General features: G+C 72.4%; 17 protein-coding genes. 12 read left to right on the top strand and 5 right to left on the bottom strand.

Features of this window, described 5'->3' with window-relative positions; all coding sequences use genetic code 11:
* Nucleotides 1–99: 99 nt before the first annotated feature.
* The 3 genes from ACFZB3_RS33235 to ACFZB3_RS33225 all read right to left on the bottom strand — a co-directional run bounded on the left by ACFZB3_RS33235 (nucleotide 100) and on the right by ACFZB3_RS33225 (nucleotide 1,553).
* Nucleotides 100–327, bottom strand: a complete 228-nt coding sequence (locus tag ACFZB3_RS33235) for a DUF3107 domain-containing protein (RefSeq protein ID WP_046730492.1) — start codon at nucleotides 325–327, stop codon at nucleotides 100–102.
* A gap of 166 nt (nucleotides 328–493) precedes the next feature.
* Nucleotides 494–1,138 (bottom strand): TetR family transcriptional regulator, encoded by a 645-nt coding sequence (locus ACFZB3_RS33230; RefSeq protein WP_391381961.1) that lies wholly within the window; start codon nucleotides 1,136–1,138, stop codon nucleotides 494–496.
* 190 nt (nucleotides 1,139–1,328) lie between these two features.
* Entirely contained in the window at nucleotides 1,329–1,553 is a 225-nt protein-coding gene (locus tag ACFZB3_RS33225) for a hypothetical protein (protein WP_391381959.1), read from the bottom strand.
* A 184-nt stretch (nucleotides 1,554–1,737) separates the two neighbouring features.
* On the opposite strand from ACFZB3_RS33225, the gene ACFZB3_RS33220 reads away from it, so the two are divergent.
* The 12 genes from ACFZB3_RS33220 to moeZ all read left to right on the top strand — a co-directional run bounded on the left by ACFZB3_RS33220 (nucleotide 1,738) and on the right by moeZ (nucleotide 16,610).
* Complete coding sequence (locus ACFZB3_RS33220) at nucleotides 1,738–2,757, top strand: alpha/beta fold hydrolase (protein ID WP_391381957.1); 1,020 nt, start codon at nucleotides 1,738–1,740, stop codon at nucleotides 2,755–2,757.
* Nucleotides 2,758–2,764: 7 nt separating this feature from the next.
* Complete coding sequence (locus ACFZB3_RS33215) at nucleotides 2,765–4,378, top strand: DUF3152 domain-containing protein (RefSeq protein WP_391381954.1); 1,614 nt, start codon at nucleotides 2,765–2,767, stop codon at nucleotides 4,376–4,378.
* A 56-nt stretch (nucleotides 4,379–4,434) separates the two neighbouring features.
* Nucleotides 4,435–4,527 (top strand): Ms4533A family Cys-rich leader peptide, encoded by a 93-nt coding sequence (locus ACFZB3_RS33210; protein WP_366901440.1) that lies wholly within the window; start codon nucleotides 4,435–4,437, stop codon nucleotides 4,525–4,527.
* A gap of 166 nt (nucleotides 4,528–4,693) precedes the next feature.
* Entirely contained in the window at nucleotides 4,694–6,412 is a 1,719-nt protein-coding gene (locus ACFZB3_RS33205; RefSeq protein WP_391381951.1) for an ABC transporter substrate-binding protein, read from the top strand.
* A 4-nt stretch (nucleotides 6,413–6,416) separates the two neighbouring features.
* Nucleotides 6,417–7,508 (top strand): ABC transporter permease subunit, encoded by a 1,092-nt coding sequence (locus tag ACFZB3_RS33200; RefSeq protein WP_391381949.1) that lies wholly within the window; start codon nucleotides 6,417–6,419, stop codon nucleotides 7,506–7,508.
* A complete protein-coding gene (locus tag ACFZB3_RS33195) occupies nucleotides 7,505–8,503 on the top strand; it encodes an ABC transporter permease subunit (protein ID WP_391381947.1) in 999 nt (332 codons plus the stop codon). The genes ACFZB3_RS33200 and ACFZB3_RS33195 overlap by 4 nt, the downstream gene beginning before the upstream one ends.
* Nucleotides 8,500–10,092: a dipeptide ABC transporter ATP-binding protein gene (locus ACFZB3_RS33190; RefSeq protein ID WP_391381945.1), complete on the top strand. Its 1,593-nt coding sequence runs from the start codon at nucleotides 8,500–8,502 to the stop codon at nucleotides 10,090–10,092. Before ACFZB3_RS33195 ends, ACFZB3_RS33190 begins: the two co-directional genes overlap by 4 nt.
* A gap of 240 nt (nucleotides 10,093–10,332) precedes the next feature.
* Entirely contained in the window at nucleotides 10,333–12,144 is a 1,812-nt protein-coding gene (locus ACFZB3_RS33185; protein ID WP_391381942.1) for a DUF3492 domain-containing protein, read from the top strand.
* The gene (locus tag ACFZB3_RS33180; RefSeq protein WP_391381940.1) at nucleotides 12,141–13,472 is read left to right on the top strand and encodes a hypothetical protein; all 1,332 of its coding nucleotides are present in this window, start codon (nucleotides 12,141–12,143) and stop codon (nucleotides 13,470–13,472) included. Before ACFZB3_RS33185 ends, ACFZB3_RS33180 begins: the two co-directional genes overlap by 4 nt.
* A gap of 199 nt (nucleotides 13,473–13,671) precedes the next feature.
* A complete protein-coding gene (locus tag ACFZB3_RS33175) occupies nucleotides 13,672–14,631 on the top strand; it encodes an NAD-dependent epimerase/dehydratase family protein (RefSeq protein WP_391381938.1) in 960 nt (319 codons plus the stop codon).
* Nucleotides 14,619–15,368 carry a spherulation-specific family 4 protein gene (locus tag ACFZB3_RS33170; RefSeq protein ID WP_391381935.1) on the top strand — a complete coding sequence of 250 codons (750 nt, stop codon included), beginning with the start codon at nucleotides 14,619–14,621 and terminating at the stop codon, nucleotides 15,366–15,368. Before ACFZB3_RS33175 ends, ACFZB3_RS33170 begins: the two co-directional genes overlap by 13 nt.
* A 63-nt stretch (nucleotides 15,369–15,431) precedes the next feature.
* Nucleotides 15,432–16,610 carry an adenylyltransferase/sulfurtransferase MoeZ gene (moeZ, locus tag ACFZB3_RS33165; RefSeq protein ID WP_181805304.1) on the top strand — a complete coding sequence of 393 codons (1,179 nt, stop codon included), beginning with the start codon at nucleotides 15,432–15,434 and terminating at the stop codon, nucleotides 16,608–16,610.
* Nucleotides 16,611–16,672: 62 nt separating this feature from the next.
* Here moeZ and ACFZB3_RS33160 read toward each other — a convergent pair whose 3' ends face one another.
* Nucleotides 16,673–18,229 (bottom strand): alpha/beta fold hydrolase, encoded by a 1,557-nt coding sequence (locus ACFZB3_RS33160; protein WP_391381933.1) that lies wholly within the window; start codon nucleotides 18,227–18,229, stop codon nucleotides 16,673–16,675.
* Nucleotides 18,230–18,359: 130 nt separating this feature from the next.
* Nucleotides 18,360–19,901 (bottom strand): alpha/beta fold hydrolase, encoded by a 1,542-nt coding sequence (locus tag ACFZB3_RS33155; RefSeq protein ID WP_391381931.1) that lies wholly within the window; start codon nucleotides 19,899–19,901, stop codon nucleotides 18,360–18,362.
* Nucleotide 19,902 lies beyond the last annotated feature (1 nt).

The raw sequence follows: 19,902 nt of genomic DNA, 5'->3' as shown, positions 1-19,902 counted from the left end.
ATCCTCCTCTGTGGACGACTTGTGGGCCACATGTGGAGGGGCGACATGGCGAGGGGCCGGGCGGACACAGGTCCGCCCGGCCCCTCCGCGCTGCTGTGGTCAGACCGCGCTGAAGCCGACCTTGCGCACCGTCGGCTCGCCGAGCTCGATGTACGCCAGGCGGTCCGTCGGGACCAGGACCTTGCGGCCGCGCTCGTCCTCCAGGGACAGCACCTGTGACTTGCCGGCCAGCGCGTCGGCGACGAGGCGCTCGACCTCCTCGGCGTTCAGACCGCTCTCCAGAACGATCTCGCGGGGCGCGTGCTGCACGCCGATCTTGACCTCCACGGCTATGTCCCTCCGACGGTCATTGAAGTGCGCGACGTTCCGCGCCGTACGCAGCACACATTAGCCCGGTGAGGGGACGTACACCCTGCGCACGTCCACGCCAGGAGCGAACACCGAACGGGAATTCCCTCCGGCGGTGCTGTCGGCGGTGCTGTCGGTCGTGGTGTCAGTGGTGGGAATCGAGGCCGTGCATGGGGAATCCCGCGATGCCCCGCCAGGCCAGCGAGGTCAGCAGCTGGACCGCCTGGTCGCGCGGGACGGAACGGTCGCTGTGCAGCCAGGAGCGGGCCACCACCTGGGCGAGGCCGCCGAGGCCGGAGGCCAGCAGCATCGACTCGGCACGCGGCAGACCGGTGTCCTCGGCGATGACCTCGCAGATCGCCTCGGCGCACTCGGTGGTGACCTTGTCGACGCGTTCGCGCACCGCGGGCTCGTTCGTCAGGTCGGACTCGAAGACCAGGCGGAAGGCCCCGCCGTCGTCCTCGACGTACGCGAAGTACGCGTCCATGGTCGCCCGGACGCGCTGCTTGTTGTCGTTCGTCGACGCGAGCGCACCGCGCACCGCCTGGATCAGGGCCTCGCAGTGCTGGTCCAGCAGGGCCAGGTAGAGGTCGAGCTTGCCCGGGAAGTGCTGGTAGAGCACCGGCTTGCTGACGCCGGCGCGTTCGGCGATGTCGTCCATGGCGGCCGCGTGGTAGCCCTGCGCGACGAACACTTCCTGGGCGGCGCCCAGCAGCTGGTTCCGTCGGGCACGGCGCGGCAGGCGCGTGCCCCGCGGGCGTGCCGCCTCTGTCTGCTCGATGGCTGTCACGCCGCCTCCCAAAGTCGTCCACATGAGTCGTCCACATGCGGATCGCTCCGCGCGGCCATCGTACTTTTCGGTAACCCTGCTGTGCGCGGTGCGAGCGCAGAATTTCACGTACCGGACGACGGCGAAAGCCGCACCGGGAAATACCCGGACATGCGAACAGGCCAGGTGGGCACGCCCAGGCCGGTCGTGGTCAGCGGTAGTCGTCCTCGTCGAGGGCGACCACCCGTGCCTGCTCGATGAGATCGGCCTCGTTCGCGCGGTCCGCGTCCACACCGGTGAGCGGGTCGTCGTGGGACGGCGTGACGTCCGTGTGCTGCTCTGCCGCGTCGCCCTCCGGGGCCTCGACACCGATCTCCGGGACGTCCTCCGCCTCCAGATCGTCGAGTACGTCGGGGTCGGTGGGGTCATGGGCCATGGTGGGCTCCCTTCCTTCGGAGATCCCTGGCGGAAGCAGGGGGCCACAAACGGGTGCCCTGTCTACGAGCGTAGGAGACACCGGATGCGGACGCTATGCCGTACGCGGATCGCACGGCTCGCCCGGGCAGGTCTGTGACGGCGAACACATGAATCACTGTGTGATCGTCTCGTAACATTGGCCCATGTCTTCGACCGAGCTGCCCTTCGTGCCGCCCACCAGCGTGCTCCCCGAGGCGGCGGCAGTCAGAGTCGCGGCGGGCGAGCGGCTGCGGTCCGTGGGACTGCCCGGCGTGACCCTCTCGGTCCGCTCACGCCCGCCCGCGCGCGAGGGCCTGCCGCCCGCGCTCTACATCCACGGGCTGGGCGGCTCCTCGCAGAACTGGTCGGAGCTGATGGAGCGGCTCGAAGGCGTCGTGGACGGCGAGGCGGTCGACCTGCCGGGCTTCGGCGACTCACCGCCGCCGGACGACGGCGACTACTCCGTCACCGGGCACGCGCGCGCGGTCATCCGCTATCTCGACGCGGCCGGCCGCGGTCCGGTCCATCTCTTCGGCAACTCCCTCGGCGGCGCGGTCGCCACCCGTGTCGCCGCCGTCCGCCCGGACCTCGTGCGCACCCTGACGCTCGTCTCCCCGGCCCTGCCCGAACTGCGCGTGCAGCGCACCGCCGTGCCGACGGTCCTCCTCGGCCTCCCCGGCGTCGCCGGGCTCCTCACCCGCACGACCGGCAAGTGGACCGCCGAACAGCGGGTACGGGGTGTGCTGGCGCTCTGCTACGGCGATCCCAGCCGGGTGACGCCCGAGGCGTTCGAGCACGCGGTGGAGGAGCTGGAACGGCGGCTGCGGCTGCCGTACTTCTGGGACGCGATGGCGCGGTCCGCGCGCGGGATCGTCAACGCGTACACGCTGGGCGGCCAGCACGGGCTCTGGCGCCAGGCCGAGCGCGTGCTCGCCCCGACCCTGCTGATCTACGGCGGCCGCGACCAGCTCGTCGGCTACCGCATGGCCCAGAAGGCCGCGCGCAGCTTCCGCTACTCCCGGCTGCTCTCCATGCCGGACGCCGGGCATGTGGCGATGATGGAGTACCCGGCGGCGGTGGCCGGGGCGTTCCGTGAACTCCTCGCTTCCGCCGACAGGTTGGGCGACGGAACGGCTTCCGGGGCCATCGGCGGCGGTCCGGTCGCGCCGGGCGCGGGGAGCTGAGGGGCGAGTGGGACGGCACAGCCGCCGCGGGCCGGCGTCCAAGGGTGATGCGGCGGACATAGCGAACGTGCCCGCGGCCCGGAAACAGGGCCCCGCGGGCGGCGAGCGTGGTCCAGCGGGGCCGACGGTGCCGCGTCCGGCCGACGGGACACCCGCGGGCGGGACGCCGCGGTTCGCGGACGGCACGCCTGCGCAGGGCGTCCCGCGGCTGCCCGACGGCACGCCTGCCCGGGGGATGCCGGGGTTCCCCGGCGGTATGCCGGCCCGTGGTGTGCCGACCGGCGGTGTGCCCCGCCACCCCGACGGGACTCCGGCGCACGGCGTCCCGCGTTTCCCGGACGGAACCCCGGCGCACGGCGTCCCGCGCGTCCGTGGCGGTCACCCGCAGCAGCGTGAAGCGGGCGGCGCATGGGGCCGGCTGGGTGGGCCGGCCGGTGCTCCCGCCGGTCCCATCGGTCCCGGTTCCGGTCCCATCGGTCCCGGTTCCGGCCCCGCAGGCCCCGGTTCCGGCCCCGCAGGTCCCGCTTCCGGGCCTGCCGCTGCGGCCTTCGGGGCGACCGGTGTGTCGATACCGAGGCAGCGGCGGAGCGGGCCCGGTGGGCCGCGGCAGGACTACGTGGCCGCCTTCGACGAGGACGTGGACCTCTTCGCGCCCCGCCCCGGTATCGGCGCCCAGCGCGCGGAAACGTATCCGCCCGGCTTCGGTCAGCACCCGCACCCGTCCCCGTTCCCGTCCGGCATCGACGGCGGTGAGGGCGATGCCGACGCCGCGGCGCCCACCGGTGAGCCCGCGCAGCCCAAGGGCGGCAAGAACCGGGCCTTCGCGGGGGTCGCGGCCGCCGCCGTCACCACCGTGCTCGCGGTGATCGTCGCCGGGCAGGTGATCGACGGCCGGGACGGCGACGCCGTGCGGTCGGAGTCGGCCGCGGGCGGGACACGGGCCACCGACGGCGCCGCCTCGCGCGGAAACGACCGTACGACGCCGTCCGCCTCGGTCTCCGCCTCGCCGAGCGTGGCGACGCTGTCGTACGAGCAGGCGATGGGCGAGAAGTACCCGCTCGGCGCCAAGCTGGCCGGGTCAGGGAAGTTCACCACCGTGCCCGGGAGCGCGAAGGCGCCGGGCACGGGGCGGAAGTACACCTACCGCGTCGACGTGGAGCAGGGGCTGGGCCTGGACGGGAAGCTGTTCGCCGAGGCCGTGCAGAAGACGCTCAACGACGACCGCAGCTGGGCCCACGGCGGCGCCCGTACCTTCGCGCGCGTCTCCTCCGGCAAGGCCGACTTCGTGATCACACTGGCCAGCCCCGGCACCACCGCCAAGTGGTGCGCCAAGTCCGGCCTCGACACGACCGAGGACAACGTGTCCTGCGACTCGGCGTCCACGGAACGCGTCATGATCAACGCGTACCGGTGGGCGCAGGGCAGCAAGACGTACGGTGACAAGATTCACGCCTACCGGCAGATGCTGATCAACCACGAGGTCGGCCACCGGCTCGGCTACGGCCATGTGACCTGCGACAAGGACGGCGAGCTCGCGCCGGTCATGCAGCAGCAGACCAAGTTCCTCGACCACGACGGAATCCACTGTCTGCCCAATCCCTGGCCCTATCCCAAGAGTTGACAGGTGGCTCATACATCACATTGACATGCGCAGAAAGTTCGTACATATTTCTGGGCATGTCGTCCCTTCACGCCTCCCCGCGCGCCGCCATCGAGCTGGCGCTCATTGGCGTGACCGCGCTCTGCGTGGCCGACATCCACTGTCGCTGACGCCCGCCTTCAGGCGTTCGCGTCGCGATCTCTCCCTGCTGCCGTGACCTGGGTCACGGCTCTTTCGACGACCTGACGCCCGGGCAGACGTCTGTTCACTTTCGTCTCACTCCTCGTCAATCTGTCTCGTATACCGAGACTCGCCTTCCGAGAGGTCGTCATTCCGATGCGTCACCCGTCCGTGAACAGCGCCCGCGCGGCGTACGTTTCGCTCGCCCTGGTCGTGGCGGCGGGCGCCGCCGCCTGCGGGCCGAAGGACAACGATGCCAACGGCTCCAGTGGCGACTCCACGCCGCACCAGGGCGGCACGCTCACCGTCCTGAACTCCGACCCCCAGTCGGACTTCGACCCGGCCCGCCTGTACACCTCCGGCGGCGGCAACGTGCCCTCCCTGGTCTTCCGTACCCTCACCACCCGCAACCGCGCGAACGGCGCCGCCGGCACCAAGGTCGTCCCCGACCTGGCCACCGACACCGGGCGCCCCAGCAAGAACGCGACCGTGTGGACGTACACCCTGAAGGCGGGCCTCAAGTACGAGGACGGCACCGCGATCACGTCCGCCGACATCAAGTACGGCATCGAGCGCTCCTTCGCCCCCGAACTCAGCGGCGGCGCTCCCTACCTGCGGGACTGGCTGGTCGGCGCGGCCGACTACCAGGGGCCGTACAAGGACAAGAAGGGGCTGTCGGCGATCGAGACGCCGGACGACCGGACGATCGTCTTCCACCTCAACAAGCCCGAGGGCGAGTTCCCGTTCCTCGCCACGCAGACGCAGTTCACGCCCGTCCCGAAGGCCAAGGACACCGGCACCAAGTACGAGGAGCACCCGATCTCGTCCGGCCCGTACAAGGTCGTCAAGAACGAGAACGACGGCGAGCACCTGGTCCTGGAGCGGAACAAGTACTGGTCCGCGGGCGTCGACGACCAGCGCAAGGCCTACCCGGACAAGATCGACGTGCAGTCCGGGCTCGACTCGTCCGTGATCAACCAGCGGCTGTCGGCGTCCCAGGGGACGGACGCGGCCGCGGTGACGACGGACACCAACCTCGGTCCTGCCGAACTCGCCAAGGTCACCGGCGACAAGGAACTCGCCGCCCGCGTCGGCACCGGGCACTTCGGCTACACGAACTACATAGCGTTCAACCCGAAGGTCAAGCCGTTCGACAACCCCAAGGTGCGGCAGGCGATCTCGTACGCCGTCGACCGGTCGTCCGTGATCAACGCGGCGGGCGGCAGCGCCCTCGCCGAGGCCGCGACCACCTTCCTGCCGAACCAGAAGTCCTTCGGCTACACGCCGTACGACCTCTTCCCGGCGGGTGCCACCGGCAACGCGGCCAAGGCCAAGGAGCTGCTGAAGGAGGCGGGGTACTCGAACGGGCTCACCGTCACGCTGACCCACGACAACGCCGACAACTTCAAGACGAGCCCCGAGATCGCGACCGCGATCCAGGACGCTCTCAAGAAGGCCGGCATCACGGTCAAGCTCCAGGGTCTGGAGGACAACAACTACTCCGACACCGTCCACAGCGTGAAGACCGAGCCGGGCTTCTTCCTCGCCGCCTGGGGTGCCGACTGGCCCTCCGGCGGTCCCTTCCTCGCGCCGATCTTCGACGGCCGGCAGATCGTCAAGGACGGCGCGAACTTCAACGCCTCCCAGCTCAACGATGCTTCGGTCAATGCCGAGATTGATGCGATCAACAAGTTGACCGACCTTGACGCGGCCGCCAAGCGGTGGGGTGCACTGGACCAGAAGATCGGCGCGCAGGCCCTGACCGTGCCGCTGTTCCACCCGGTCTACAAGCGGCTGGTCGGCAAGGACATCAAGAACGTCGTGATCAGCGACTGGACCGGTGTCCTGGACATCTCCCAGGTCGCGGTGAAGTAGCACCGTGAGCGAGGCACTTGTCGCCACCCAGGCCCCCGAGGCGTCCGCCTCGGGGGCTTCGGGGGCTCGTCAGTTCTGGCGGCGGCTGCGTGTGCAGCGGGCCGCCGCGGTCGCGGCGGGCGTCGTCGCGCTGCTCGTCCTGGTCGCGCTCGCCGCGCCGCTGCTCACCGCGCTGGAGGGCCAGGACCCGACCACCTACCACCCCGCCCTCATCGACTCCGCGCGCGGCGGTGTGCCGATCGGCTCCCTCGGCGGCATCTCCGCCGACCACTGGCTGGGCGTGGAGCCGCAGACCGGGCGGGACCTGTTCGCACGACTGGTGTACGGGGCGCGGGTGTCCCTGGGCGTCGCGTTCGCGGCGACCGTGATCCAGGTCTTCCTCGGTCTGGTCGTCGGCGTGGCGGCCGCGCTCGGCGGTGGATGGATCGATCAACTGTTGAGCCGGATCACGGACATCATCGTCGCGCTGCCCCTGATGATCATGTCGCTGGCGCTGCTCGCGGTCGTGCCGCAGAGCTTCCCCCGGCCCGTCCTGGTCACCCTCGTCATCGGGCTCATCGCCTGGGGCACCATCGCCAAGATCGTGCGCGCCCAGACACTCACCCTGAAGGGGCTCGACTACGTCGCCGCCGCGCGGCTCAGCGGCTGGGGTGCCTGGCGCATCGCCCGCCGCGAACTGCTGCCCGGGCTGGCCGCACCGGTCATCACGTACGCCTCGATCCTCATCCCGGTCAACATCAGCGTCGAGGCGGCCCTGTCCTTCCTCGGCGTCGGGGTGAAGCCGCCGACGCCCTCCTGGGGCCAGATGCTCACCGCGGCCGACGTCTGGTACCAGGCGGCCCCGCAGTACCTGCTCCTGCCGGCCGGCGCGCTGTTCGTGACCGTCCTCGCCCTGACCGTCCTCGGCGACGGCGTCCGCATTGCCCTGGACCCGCGCGCGGCCTCCCGGCTCGGCGTCGGCACCGGCCGCGGGCGCGGGCGCGGGCGCGGGACCGTGACGACGGCGAAGTCGACTGCGGAGCCGACCACGAAGCCGACCACGGAGTCGACGGCTCAATCGACGGCGCAGTCGACGGCGAAGGAGGAATCCGCGTGAACGGCTTCGGCGGCTTCCTGCTCCGCCGCACCATCGGCGCCCTGGCGACCCTGCTCGCCATCTCGGTGCTCGTCTACGTCGTCTTCTACGTCACCCCGGGCAACGTCGCCCAGATCACCTGCGGTCCGCGCTGCTCCCCGGAGCAGGTGCACCAGGTGGCCCAGCAACTGCACCTGGACGACCCCCTGTACGTGCGCTACTGGCACTTCCTGCAGGGCCTGGTCGCCGGCCAGGACTACTCCACCGGCACCTCCGTGGAGCACTGCTCGGCGCCCTGCCTCGGCCTCTCCTACCAGACCGACCAGCAGGTCCTGAGCATCATCCTGACCAGGCTCCCGGTCAGCCTCTCGCTGGTGACCGGGGCGATGGTGCTGTGGCTGGTCCTGGGCGTCGGCACCGGCGTGCTCTCCGTCTGGCGGCGCGGCCGGCTCACCGAACGGGTGCTGACCGGCCTCACGCTGGCGGGCTGGGCCACGCCGGTCTTCGTCATCGGCCTGGTCCTGATGATCGTCGTGTGCGGCGAACTGCAACTGCTGCCCTTCCCGCAGTACGTGAAGTTCACCGACGACCCCGAGCAGTGGGCGTGGAACCTGCTGCTGCCCTGGTTCTCGCTCGCCCTCATCGAGTCCGCCGCGTTCGCCCGGATGACCCGGGCGTCGATGCTGGAGACCCTGGCCGAGGACCACATCCGCACCTTCCGCGCCTACGGCGTCGGCGAGCGGTCGATCGTCGGACGGCACGCCCTGCGCGGGGCGCTCGCACCGGTCATCGCGCTGAACGCCAACAACTTCGGCTCGGCCGTAGGCGGCGCCGTGCTCACCGAGACGCTGTTCGGCCTGCCCGGCCTCGGTCAGGAACTCGTCCACGCCGTCAGCGTGGTCGACCTGCCCGTCGTCGTCGGCATGGTCCTCGTCGTCGGCTTCTTCGTGGTCCTCGCCAACGCCGTCGCGGACGTGCTGTACGCGGTGGCCGACCGACGGGTGGTACTGACGTGAGTCTCGTCCGAGTCACCGATCTGACCGTCGACTTCGGCGGCCTGCGGGCCGTGGACGGGCTGTCGTTCACCCTGGAGCGCGGCGCCGCCCTCGCCCTGGTCGGCGAGTCCGGATCCGGCAAGTCCACGGTCGCCTCGGCCCTGCTGGGCCTGCACCACGGCACGGGAGCACGGCTCGGCGGCGCCGTCGAGGTCGCCGGCACCGACGTACAGGCCGCCTCCGACGCCGAGCTGCGCACGCTGCGCGGCGCGAAGGCGGCGATGGTCTTCCAGGACCCGCTGTCGTCCCTCGACCCGTACTACGCGATCGGCGACCAGATCGCCGAGGTGTACCGCGTGCACACGCGCGCGTCACGGCGGGCCGCACGCGCGCGTGCCGTGCGGGTGCTCGACCGGGTCGGCATCCCGGACGCCGCGCGCCGGTCCCGGTCCCGCCCGCACGAGTTCAGCGGCGGCATGCGGCAGCGCGCGCTGATCGCCATGGCACTCGCCTGCGAGCCCGAACTGCTCATCGCGGACGAGCCCACCACCGCCCTCGACGTGACCGTCCAGGCCCAGATCCTCGACCTGCTGCACGCCCTGCGCGAGGAGACCGGCATGGGCCTGCTGCTGGTCACCCACGACGTGGGCGTCGCCGCCGAGAGCGTCGACCGGGTGCTCGTCATGCGGCACGGGCGCGTGGTCGAACAGGGCCCGGTCGCCGCGGTCCTCGGCGCGCCCGCCGAGCCGTACACCCGGGAACTGCTCTCCGCGGTCCCGCGCGTGGACGCGGCGCGCGCGCCCTCGCAGGCCTCCGAGGAGGTCGTCCTGGAGGCGAAGGGCCTGAGCCGCGAGTTCGGGCGCGGGAAGCGGGCGTTCGCGGCCGTGGACGACGTGACCCTGACCGTGCACCGGGGCGAGACCCTCGGCGTCGTCGGCGAGAGCGGCAGCGGCAAGACCACCCTCGGCCGGATGCTGGTCGGGCTGCTGGAGCCGACGGCGGGGGAGGTCCGTTACGACGGCCACGCGCGCGTTGGCGTGAACCCGGCCGTCCAGATGGTCTTCCAGGACCCGGTGTCCTCCCTCAACCCGCGGCGCAGCGTCGGCGAGTCGATCGCCGACCCGCTGCGGGCGCGGGGCGAACGGGACGAGGGCCGCATCCGGGGGCGCGTGATCGAACTGCTGGAGCGCGTGGGGCTCGAAGGGGCGCACTACCAGCGCTATCCGCACGAGTTCAGCGGCGGCCAGCGCCAGCGCGTGGGTATCGCGCGGGCGCTCGCGGCCGACCCGCGCGTCATCGTCTGCGACGAGCCGGTCTCCGCGCTGGACGTCACCACGCAGGCCCAGGTCGTCGCCCTGCTCGGCGAGCTCCAGCGGGAACTCGGGCTCGCGCTCGTCTTCGTCGCCCACGACCTCGCCGTCGTGCGTCAGGTGAGCGACCGGGTCGCGGTCATGCGGCGCGGCCGGATCGTCGAGACCGGTCCTGCCGACGAGGTCTACGACAACCCCCAGGACCCGTACACCAGGCAACTCCTGGCCGCCGTGCCCGCCCTCGACCCCGAGGCCGCGGCCCGGCGCCGGGCGGCGCGCCGGGAACTGGCGTCGGCGTGACGTTTCCGCAGATCTGGACGCGGATCCGGGCACGGATCCGGGCGTGACGTTCCGCCGCCGTCCGGTCGCCTAGCGCGACTGAACGCGACCCGCACGGGAAAGTTACGACCGTTCACCCCTTTTGGTGGCGCGATGGACAACCGTCCGTCGCGCCACCGCCTTGTCCGCATACCTTCGTCCCGCTGCGAGCCGCCGAGCCACGGTGGCTCCCCATACGGGAGATCGATCGGGGGTGCACACGTGCGCATCGGACTGGTTACGGAGGGTGGCTATCCGTATGTGGGCGGTGACGCCGGGCTCTGGTGCGACCGGCTCGTGCGCGGGCTCGGGCAGCACGAGTTCGACCTCTACGCGCTCAGCCGCACCCGCCGCCAGGAGGACGAGGGCTGGCTGCCGTTGCCGCCGCACGTCAGCCGGGTCCGGACGGCTCCCCTGTGGACCGCCGACGAGGACGGCATCACGTACGGACGGCGCGCGCGCCGGCGCTTCGCCGAGTGCTACGGCGAGTTCGTGGGGGTGTTGTGCGCCGGTCCGGCCGCGGACGGCGCGGATGGCTCGAACGGCGTGAGCGGCTCGAACAGCGCGGGCGGCGCGAACGCGGCAGACGGCGTGGTCGGGTCGGACGGCGCGGGCGGCCCCCGGGCCGTGCCCGATTCCCTGACGGACCGTTTCGGCAACGCACTCCACGGACTCGCCGAACTCGCCCGTGACGAGGGCGGCCTGGCCGGTGCGCTCCGCTCCGACACCGCGGTGCGGGCCCTGGAGCGCGCCTGTCGCACACCCGGCGCACTCGGTGCGGCCCGCGAGGTGCGCGTGCCCGATCTGCTGGCCGTCGCCGCACACCTCGAACGCGCCCTGCGCCCCCTCTCGCTGGACTGGTACGGCGACGACGGCCTCGGCGCGGCCGACCTCTGCCACGCCACCGCAGGCGGCCCGGCCGCCCTGGCCGGCCTGCTTGCCGGGCACTTCTCCGGCGTGCCGCTGCTGGTCACCGAGTACGGCGTGCAGTTGCGCGCGCACTACCTCGCCGCCGGCCCCGACGAGGCCGCCCCCGCCGTGCGCGCGCTGCTCGCCGCCTTCCACGGCCGGCTCGCCGCCGAGGTCTACCGCCGCGCCGCGATCATCACGCCGGGCAACGCGCACGCCCGTCGCTGGCAGGAGCGCTGCGGCGCCGACCGCGCCCGCATCCGTACCGTGCATCCGGGCATGGCGTCCGCCCGCTTCACCGAGGTGGGCGAGGCCCCGGACCGCGCCGATCCGGACACGCTCGTGTGGGTCGGCCGCATCGAGCCGGCCAAGGACCTGGTGTCACTGCTGCACGCCTTCGCCGAGGTCCGCAAGGAGGAGCCCAAGGCGCGGCTGCGCATCGTGGGCGCCCCCGCGGGGCCGGAGGGCGAGGCCTATCTGGGGCACTGCAGAGCGCTCGCGGCACAGCTCTTCCCCGACGAGGCCGAGGGAGCGCACGCCGTCGGCGACAACCCGGTCTGCTTCGACGAGATAGGCGGCCCGGAGGCGCCGACCCTCGCCGACGCCTACGCGTCCGGCGCGGTCGTCGTCCTGTCCAGCGTCGTCGAGGGCTTCCCGGTGGGGCTCGTCGAAGCGATGTTCTGCGGCCGCGCGACCGTCTCCACGGACGTCGGCGCCGTGGTGGAGGCCATCGGCGGCACCGGACTCGTCGTACCCCCGCGCAATCCGCGGGCGCTCGCGGAGGCGTGCGTGGCGCTGCTGCGCGATCCCGAGCGCCGCGAGCGCCTCGGAGCCGCCGCGCGCGCCCGAGCGCTCGAACTGTTCACCGTCGAGCAGAACATCGCGGCATTTCGCAGCATTTACCTGGAGATCGTCTCGCACTGCCCGGTACGCCGGGTCGTTCTCGACGAGGCGGGTGAGCCGCTGCCGTTCGCCGTCCCGGCCGAGGCCCACGTACCGGGCCGCTGGACCGGCCCCATGCCCCGCGTCGCGCATCGCGCGGGGCCCGGCTGGGCCCTGGGTACCGCCCTGCGGCCCGCCCCCGTACGGGCCACCCCGCTCACGGCCACCGAGGGGGCGCTGTGAACGGCGACGAAGGCGGCACGGTGACCGGCGGCCCGGGAGAGCTGGACCGGCCCGGACGGCCCGGCGCGGCCGGCGCCTGGGACGCGCGGTCGGAGGGATGGCTCCTGGCGGCGGACGAGGCCGGCCCCGGGCACGCCTTCCCCGCGAGCCGGACACCGGCGTCCGGCGGGGTCCCTCTGGGCGCCCCACCGGCTGCCGGGGGCACCGCCGGCAGCCGCGGAACCTCGCGCCGCCGAGGCGCGGCCGCCGATCCCGTGAAGGCGCTGATGCACCGGCACCGCGCGCTCTGCGAGCGGGCCGTGGACCCGCTGGAGATCGCGGCCGGCCTCGAAGCGCACGGCGTCACCGACCGCACCGCCGCCCGCTTCCGGCACCGTGACGTCTTCTCCCTCGCCGAAGAGCTCTACGCGCGCGTGCCCCGCGACGGCGACCGGCGCCCGCCCCCCGAACCGGAGCCCGCACCCCGCGTGCGCGCCCACCAGGCAGTGCTCACGCTCCTCCCGGGCGCCGTGTGCGCGGCGGCCGTGACCGGCGTACGGCTCACCGAGGGCCGCCCCCGCCTCCTCGCGGCAGCCGTCGGCGTGCTCGCCGTCGCCCTGGCCGTACGTCCGGTCCTGCGCCGCGGCCCGCTGGCCGCACCGGCCCGAACGCCCGCCCGGCGTGCCGTCACCGGCACCCGCGCGTGGACCTGCTGGCTCCTCGCCTACGCCCTGCTCGGCGACGGCCTGCTGCGGGCCGTCCTGGACGGCGGCCCCGACGGCCTGCCGACCGGTGCCGCCGACGGCCCCTGGCCGGTGACCACGGCCCCCGTCCTCGCGCTCGCCCTGGCCTGCGCCCCGGCCGCCTGGAGCACCCACCTCTTCACGGCCGGGGCCCGCCGCAGGCTCGCGGCCAGCCGGGGCCTGGAGGAGTTCACCGGGGCCGTACAGCCCTTGCTGCTCGGCACGATCGCCCTCTTCCTGGGCGTCCTCACCGCCCTGCTCGCCCTGTGCGGCGCCGCCCTCGGCGAACCCGCCGGCTACCCGGCGGCCCTCAGCCTCGGCGCGCTCCTCCTGCTCGCCCGCCTCCTCGCCGTCCACAACGTCCCGCAGGGACCCGCCCTCGCCGCCGCGGCCGCCACGGAAGCGGCGGCCCTGGCCCTCGTCCTGGCCGGCCGGCTGCCCGGCTGGGCCTTCCTGGCCGCCCCCGTCGACGCCCTGGCCGACGCCTGCGGAGCGGGCGGCGTCCCGGCCCTCGGCTGCGGCGCCGCAGCCCTCGCGCTGCTGTTCCGGGCGACCCGCACCCTCACCCGGGCCCCGGCCCACGCGCCGTCGGGAGACCCGGAATGAGCAGAGCCGCCGTTGACCACGCACGCCTCGCCGAGCCGTCCCGGCGGCGGGCCCCCGGCACCCCGCCTGAGGCAACCGCACCACCCCTTGAAGGAGACCACCAGATGACCACCTCCCGACCCGGACCCGGAGCGTCCGGAACCACCGGAAGCGCCGGAACCACCGGAGTCGCCGGAGCGCACACCCCGGGAGCCGCGCGATGAGGGTTCTGCTGATCGGAGCCAACGGATACCTCGGCCGCTTCGTCGCCGACCGCCTGCTCGCCGACCCGGCCGTCCAGCTCACCGCGCTCGGCCGCGGCGACGACGCCGACGTCCGCTTCGACCTCGCCACCGGCAGCCCCGGCGCGCTCACCCGCTTCCTCGACGCGGTCCACCCGGGCGTCATCGTGAACTGCGCCGGCGCCACCCGCGGCGGCGCCCGGGAGCTCACCCGGCACAACACCGTCGCCGTCGCCACCGTCTGCGAGGCCCTGCGCCGCAGCGGCTGCGGCGCCCGCCTGGTGCAGGTCGGCTGCAGCGCCGAGTACGGGCCCAGCCAGCCCGGCTCCTCCACCGCCGAGGACGCCGTGCCCCGCCCCGGCGGCCCGTACGGCGTCAGCAAGCTGGCCGCCACCGAACTCGTCCTCGGCTCCGGCCTCGACGCCGTCGTCCTGCGCGTCTTCTCGCCCGCCGGACCGGGCACCCCGGCCGGCTCACCGCTCGGCCGCCTGGCCGAGGCGATGCGCCGCGCCATGCAGTCCGGCGACGGCGAGCTCAAACTCGGCGGCCTCGGCGCCCAGCGCGACTTCGTCGACGTACGCGACGTCGCCCGCGCCGTCCACGCGGCCTCGCTCTCCGCGGCCCAGGGCGTCATCAACATCGGCTCCGGCCGCGCCGTCCGGCTCCGCGACGCCGCCGCCGTCCTCGCCCGGGTCGCCGGATACGGCGGCGCCCTGCACGAACTGGACGGCCCGCCGGGCCCGCTGCGCGGCGCCATCGGCCATCCCCGGATGGACGGCGAGCACACCGGACCCGTCGCGTACCCGTACCCGGACGGCTGCGGCAGCTGGCAGCAGGCCGACGTGCGCTGCGCCCGCGACCGGCTCGGCTGGCGCCCCCGCATCAACCTCGAAGAGTCCCTCGCGGACATCTGGATGGAGGCGGCGTGCCGCATCTGACCAGCAGCAGGGCGGGCGCCGCGACCACCGGCGTCCGCACCGCCGTCGGTGTCCCCGGCTACGCCCACCCCCTCCTCGCCCCCGCCCAGTGGGCCGAACTCACCCGTCCGGGCACCCCTCTGCACTGGGTCGTCCTCAACGTGGCGAACGGCCCCGGCAGCCTCCCCGACCCGCACTGCCTGGAGGCGGTCGGCCGGCTCCGCAACGCGGGCATCCGCGTCCTCGGCCATCTGGACACGACCTACGGCGCCCGCTCCCACGGCGACCTGCTGGCCGACGCCGGCCACTTCCACGACTGGTACCGCGTCGACGGCTTCCTGCTGGACCGCTGCCCCACCGAGCGCACCGCGCTCCCCGAGATCCGCCGCGCGGTCGCCGCGCTCCGCGCCATCGGTGACGGCACGCACATAGTCCTCGGGCACGGCACCCACCCCTATCCGGGCTACGCCGAGAACGCCGACCAGCTGGTGACCTTCGCCGGGCCCTGGAGCGACTACCGCTGGTCCCAGGTCGCCGAGTGGACCGCCGACTACCCGCCCGACCGCTTCTGCCACTTCGTGCACGGCGTGCCCCTCGGCCACCTCGACGAGGCGCTGCGCATCGCCCGCTGGCAGGGGGCCGCCACGATCTACTTCACCGACCGGACCGATCGCTGGGGCCGGGCCGATCCCTGGGAGGCCGTGCCCGGCTACTGGGACGAATTCGTCTCGCGGATCGGAACGGGTGTCTCGGAATGAAGAAGCCCGTGGCAGTGTTACAGGGAGAACAACTGTAGTGATTGACCGATCAACGGAGTCTCCGTGTCGCTGCCACCCCTGGTCGAGCCAGCTTCTGAGCTCACCGTAGACGAGGTCCGCAGGTACTCCCGCCACCTGATCATCCCCGACGTCGGGATGGACGGGCAGAAGCGGCTGAAGAACGCCAAGGTGCTCTGTGTGGGCGCCGGCGGCCTGGGCTCGCCGGCGCTGATGTACCTGGCCGCCGCGGGTGTCGGCACCCTGGGCATCGTGGAGTTCGACGAGGTCGACGAGTCGAACCTGCAGCGCCAGATCATCCACAGCCAGGCCGACATCGGCCGCTCCAAGGCGGAGTCGGCCCGTGACTCCGTCCTCGGCATCAACCCGTACGTGAACGTGGTCCTTCACGAAGAGCGGCTTGAGGCCGAGAACGTGATGGACATCTTCAGCCAGTACGACCTGATCGTCGACGGCACGGACAACTTCGCCACCCGCTACCTGGTGAACGACGCCTGCGTGCTGCTGAACAAGCCGTACGTCTGGGGCTCCATCTACCGCTTCGACGGCCAGGCCTCGGTCTTCTGGTCCGAGTACGGCCCCTGCTACCGCTGCCTGTACCCGGAGCCCCCGCCGCCGGGCATGGTCCCCTCCTGCGCCGAGGGCGGCGTCCTGGGCGTGCTGTGCGCGTCCATCGGCTCCATCCAGGTCACCGAGGCCATCAAGGTCCTCACCGGCACCGGTGAGCCCCTCGTCGGCCGTCTGATGATCTACGACGCCCTGGAGATGCAGTACCGCCAGGTGAAGGTCCGCAAGGACCCGAACTGCGCGGTCTGCGGTGAGAACCCGACCGTCACCGAGCTCATCGACTACGAGGCCTTCTGCGGCGTCGTCTCCGAGGAGGCCCAGCAGGCGGCCGCCGGCTCGACGATCACTCCCAAGCAGCTCAAGGAGTGGATCGACGACGGCGAGAACATCGAGATCATCGACGTCCGCGAGCCGAACGAGTACGAGATCGTCTCCATCCCGGGCGCCAAGCTGATCCCGAAGAACGAGTTCCTCCTCGGCACCGCCCTGGAGGGCCTGCCCCAGGACAAGAAGATCGTCCTGCACTGCAAGACGGGTGTCCGCAGTGCGGAGGTCCTCGCGGTCCTGAAGTCCGCGGGCTTCGCGGACGCCGTCCACGTGGGCGGCGGCGTGATCGGCTGGGTCAACCAGATCGAGCCGTCGAAGCCGGTCTACTGAGCACAGGCTCCGCGGTGGGCGGGGGCTTCCGGCACGACAGGTGCCCGAAGCCCCCGCCTTCCTCATGAGCAGACCGTGCCGTCCTTCGGCACTGTGCCGCCGACCAGGTAGGCGTTCACCGCCGAGTCCACGCAGTCGCTGCCGCTGCCGTACGCCCCGTGGCCCTCGCCCTTCCAGGTCAGCTCGACGCCGACGCCCTTGCCCAGCTCGTCGGCCATCCGCCGGGCGCCCGCGTACGGGGTGGCCGGGTCGCCGGTGTTGCCGACCAGCAGGATCGGTGCCGCGCCCGGTGCGCTCACCTCAGGCGTGTCCCACTGCCCCGCCACCGGCCAGTCGTGGCACCAGCCGGCCGAGTCCCAGCCCAGGAAGTCCCCGAAGACGGGCGAGGCCTTCTCGAATTCCGCCAGCCGCTGCTTCGTCTCCGCGAGCGTCGGCCGCTCCTTGTCGTCCAGGCACGATATGACCCGCTGGGAGTGCGTGGTCGTGCCGTAGTGCCCCGAGGAGTCACGCTCGTTGTACTGGTCCGCGAGCGAGAGCAGCTCCGAACCGTCGCCCTCCTCGGCCGCCTTGAGCGCGCTGGTCAGTGTCGGCCAGCTGTCCTGGCTGTACAGCGGCAGCACGATGCCGGTGACCGCGAGGCTCTGGGTCAGCTTCCGCCCGGAGGACGTGGGCAGCGGCGTGGCGTCCAGCCGCTTCAGCAGCTCGGCGATCTTCTGCGAGCCCTGTTCCGGGTCCTGGCCGGTGGACTTGAGGTAGTCGTCCAGGGCCCGCTGGAAGCCGGCGGCCTGGTTCTTCTCCTGGCCGACCGAGTCGGCCGTCGGGTCCACCACCGCGTCCAGGATCAGCCGGCCCACGTTCTTCGGGAACAGGTGGGCGTAGACGCCGCCGAGTTCGGTGCCGTAGGAGATGCCGAAGTAGTGCATCTTCGCGTCGCCGAGGACCTGGCGCATCAGGTCCATGTCGCGGGCCGTGTCGGTCGTCGAGACATGCGCGATCAGTTTGCCGGCGGCCTTCGCGCAGCCCTTGCCGAAGTCCGCGGCGTCCTGGAAGTACGCCGTCTCCTCCGCCGGGGTGTCCGGGGTGGCGTCGATCGACTCGGCGCTCTGGATGTCCTTGTCGCTGCGGCAGCGGATCCCCTCACTGGCCCCCACCCCGCGGGGATCCCAGCTCACCAGGTCGTACCGCTCGCGCAGCGCTGAGGCGGTGGCGGCGAAGTACGGCATCGTGGAGACGCCGGAGCCGCCCGGTCCGCCGAAGTTGAACAGCAGCGAGCCGATCCGCTTCCCCGAGCCCCCGCTCGCCTGCTCCCGGATCAGTGCCAGCCCGATGGTCTCCCCGTCCGGCTTCGACCAGTCCAGCGGCACCTTGAGCGTCGCACACCGCCACTCGTCCCCGGGCGCGGCGGAGTCCGAAGTGGCCTTGCAGCGGCTCCAGTCGAGCTTCTGCGCAGTGAGGGACGCGGGCAGGGCCGCCGAGCCCGTGGCGGCGGACGTCGCGGCGGACGGCTGCCCGGACGAGGCCTTCCCCTCGTCCCCGCCCCCACCCGACGACCCGCTGCTGCACCCGGCCACGAGCAGCCCAGCGGCCACGGCAGCCGCCCACCGTACGAAACGCAACATGCGTGCACACCCCCCACACAGGCTCTCCGCAGGTTGGTCGCGGAAAGCGGTCAGGCCATAGTAGGCGGCGCGGGCGAAGGCCGTTGAAGCCTGTGGATAACCCTTTGACCTGCCGTTTTGTGATGCGCCCTCACGTACAGACCGCTCCCGCCTTCGGTACCGTCCCCTCCAGCAGGTAGCCGTTCACGGCGCCCTGCACGCACTTGTTCTTGCTGTCGTACGCCCCGTGCCCCTGCCCCTTGTACGTCAGCTCGACCCCCACGCCCTTCCCGAGCGCGTCCACCATCTTCTTCGCGCCCTCGTACGGTGTCGCCGGATCCCCCGTGTTGCCCACGACCAGGATCGGCGCCGCCCCGGGCGCGCTGACGTCGGGGTGGTCGGCGGCCCCCGGCACCGCCCAGTTCGTGCAGCTGACCATCCCCCAGGCGAGGTAGTCGCCGAACAGCGGCGAGGCGGCGCGGAACTCGGGCAGTTTCTGCTGGACGTAGTCGGCGGTGTACCGCGGCTTCTCGTCGGCGCAGTTGATGGCGATGTTCGCCGCCGCGATGTTGCTGTACTCGCCGTTCTCGCTGCGGCCGTTCATCGAGTCGGAGAGCAGCATCAGGATCTTCCCGTCGCCGTCGTACGCCTCTTCGAGCCCCTCGGTGAGGTACTCCCAGAAGTCCTTGGAGTACAGGGACTGCGCGATGCCGTTGGTGGCGGCGGACTGGGTGAGCTGGCGGGGCAGGATGCCCGGGATCGGCTTCTTGTCGAGGTCCGCGAGGAGCACCGCGATGCGGTCCTTCACGTCCTGCGGGGTGTCGCCGATCGGGCACTCCGTCTGCTTCGACGTGCAGTCCTCTGCGAAGTTGTCGAGCGCGAGCTGGAACCCCTTCGCCTGCCCGAGCGAGCTCTGCTCCGGGTCCTGGGTGGGGTCGACGACGCCGTCGAAGACGGCCCGGCCCACGTTCTTCGGGAACAGGTGGGCGTAGACGCCGCCGAGTTCGGTGCCGTAGGAGATGCCGAAGTAGTGCATCTTCGCGTCGCCGAGGACCTGCCGCATCAGGTCCATGTCGCGGGCCGCGTCGGTGGTGCGGACGTGCGGCAGGATCGCCCTGGAGTTCTTCTCGCAGGCGGCGTTGAACTGCTTGGTGCGGTTGATCAGCTGGGTGCGCTCGGCGCTGGTGTCGGGCGTCGCGTCCTGCTGGAAGTAGTTGTCGAGCTGGGCGTCGTTCTCGCACTCGACGGGGTCGCTGCGGCCGACTCCGCGCGGGTCGAAGCTGACCAGGTCGTAGCGGGTGCGCAGGGCCGCGTAGTCCGAGCCGAACGCGGGGAGCGTGGTGACGCCGCTGCCGCCGGGCCCGCCGAAGTTGAAGATCAGGGAACCGATCCGCTTGCTCGCGTCGCCGCTGGCCCTGGCCCGGATCAGCGCGAGACCGATGGTGGCGCCCTTCGGCTTCGACCAGTCCAGGGGCGCCTTCATGGTGGCGCACTGCCAGGTGCCGCCGCCGGGCAGCGGTGACGGCGCGTCGCCGCCGCCCTCGGCCTCGTCGGGCGCCGGGCAGTTCTTCCAGTCCAGTTTCTGCGCCGTCAGGTCCCCGCCCGCGGAAGCGTCGCTGCACCCGGTCAGCGAGGAGGCCAGCACCAGGGCGGCGGTCAGGGCTGCGACACGGATCCGGTAGGGGTTCGGCATG

This window comes from Streptomyces sp. NPDC008092 (genome assembly GCF_042957285.1).
In the GTDB taxonomy this organism is placed as follows: domain Bacteria; phylum Actinomycetota; class Actinomycetes; order Streptomycetales; family Streptomycetaceae; genus Streptomyces.
Note: the sequence above shows the minus strand (reverse complement) of the source record. Positions and strands in the feature narration are given on the sequence as shown.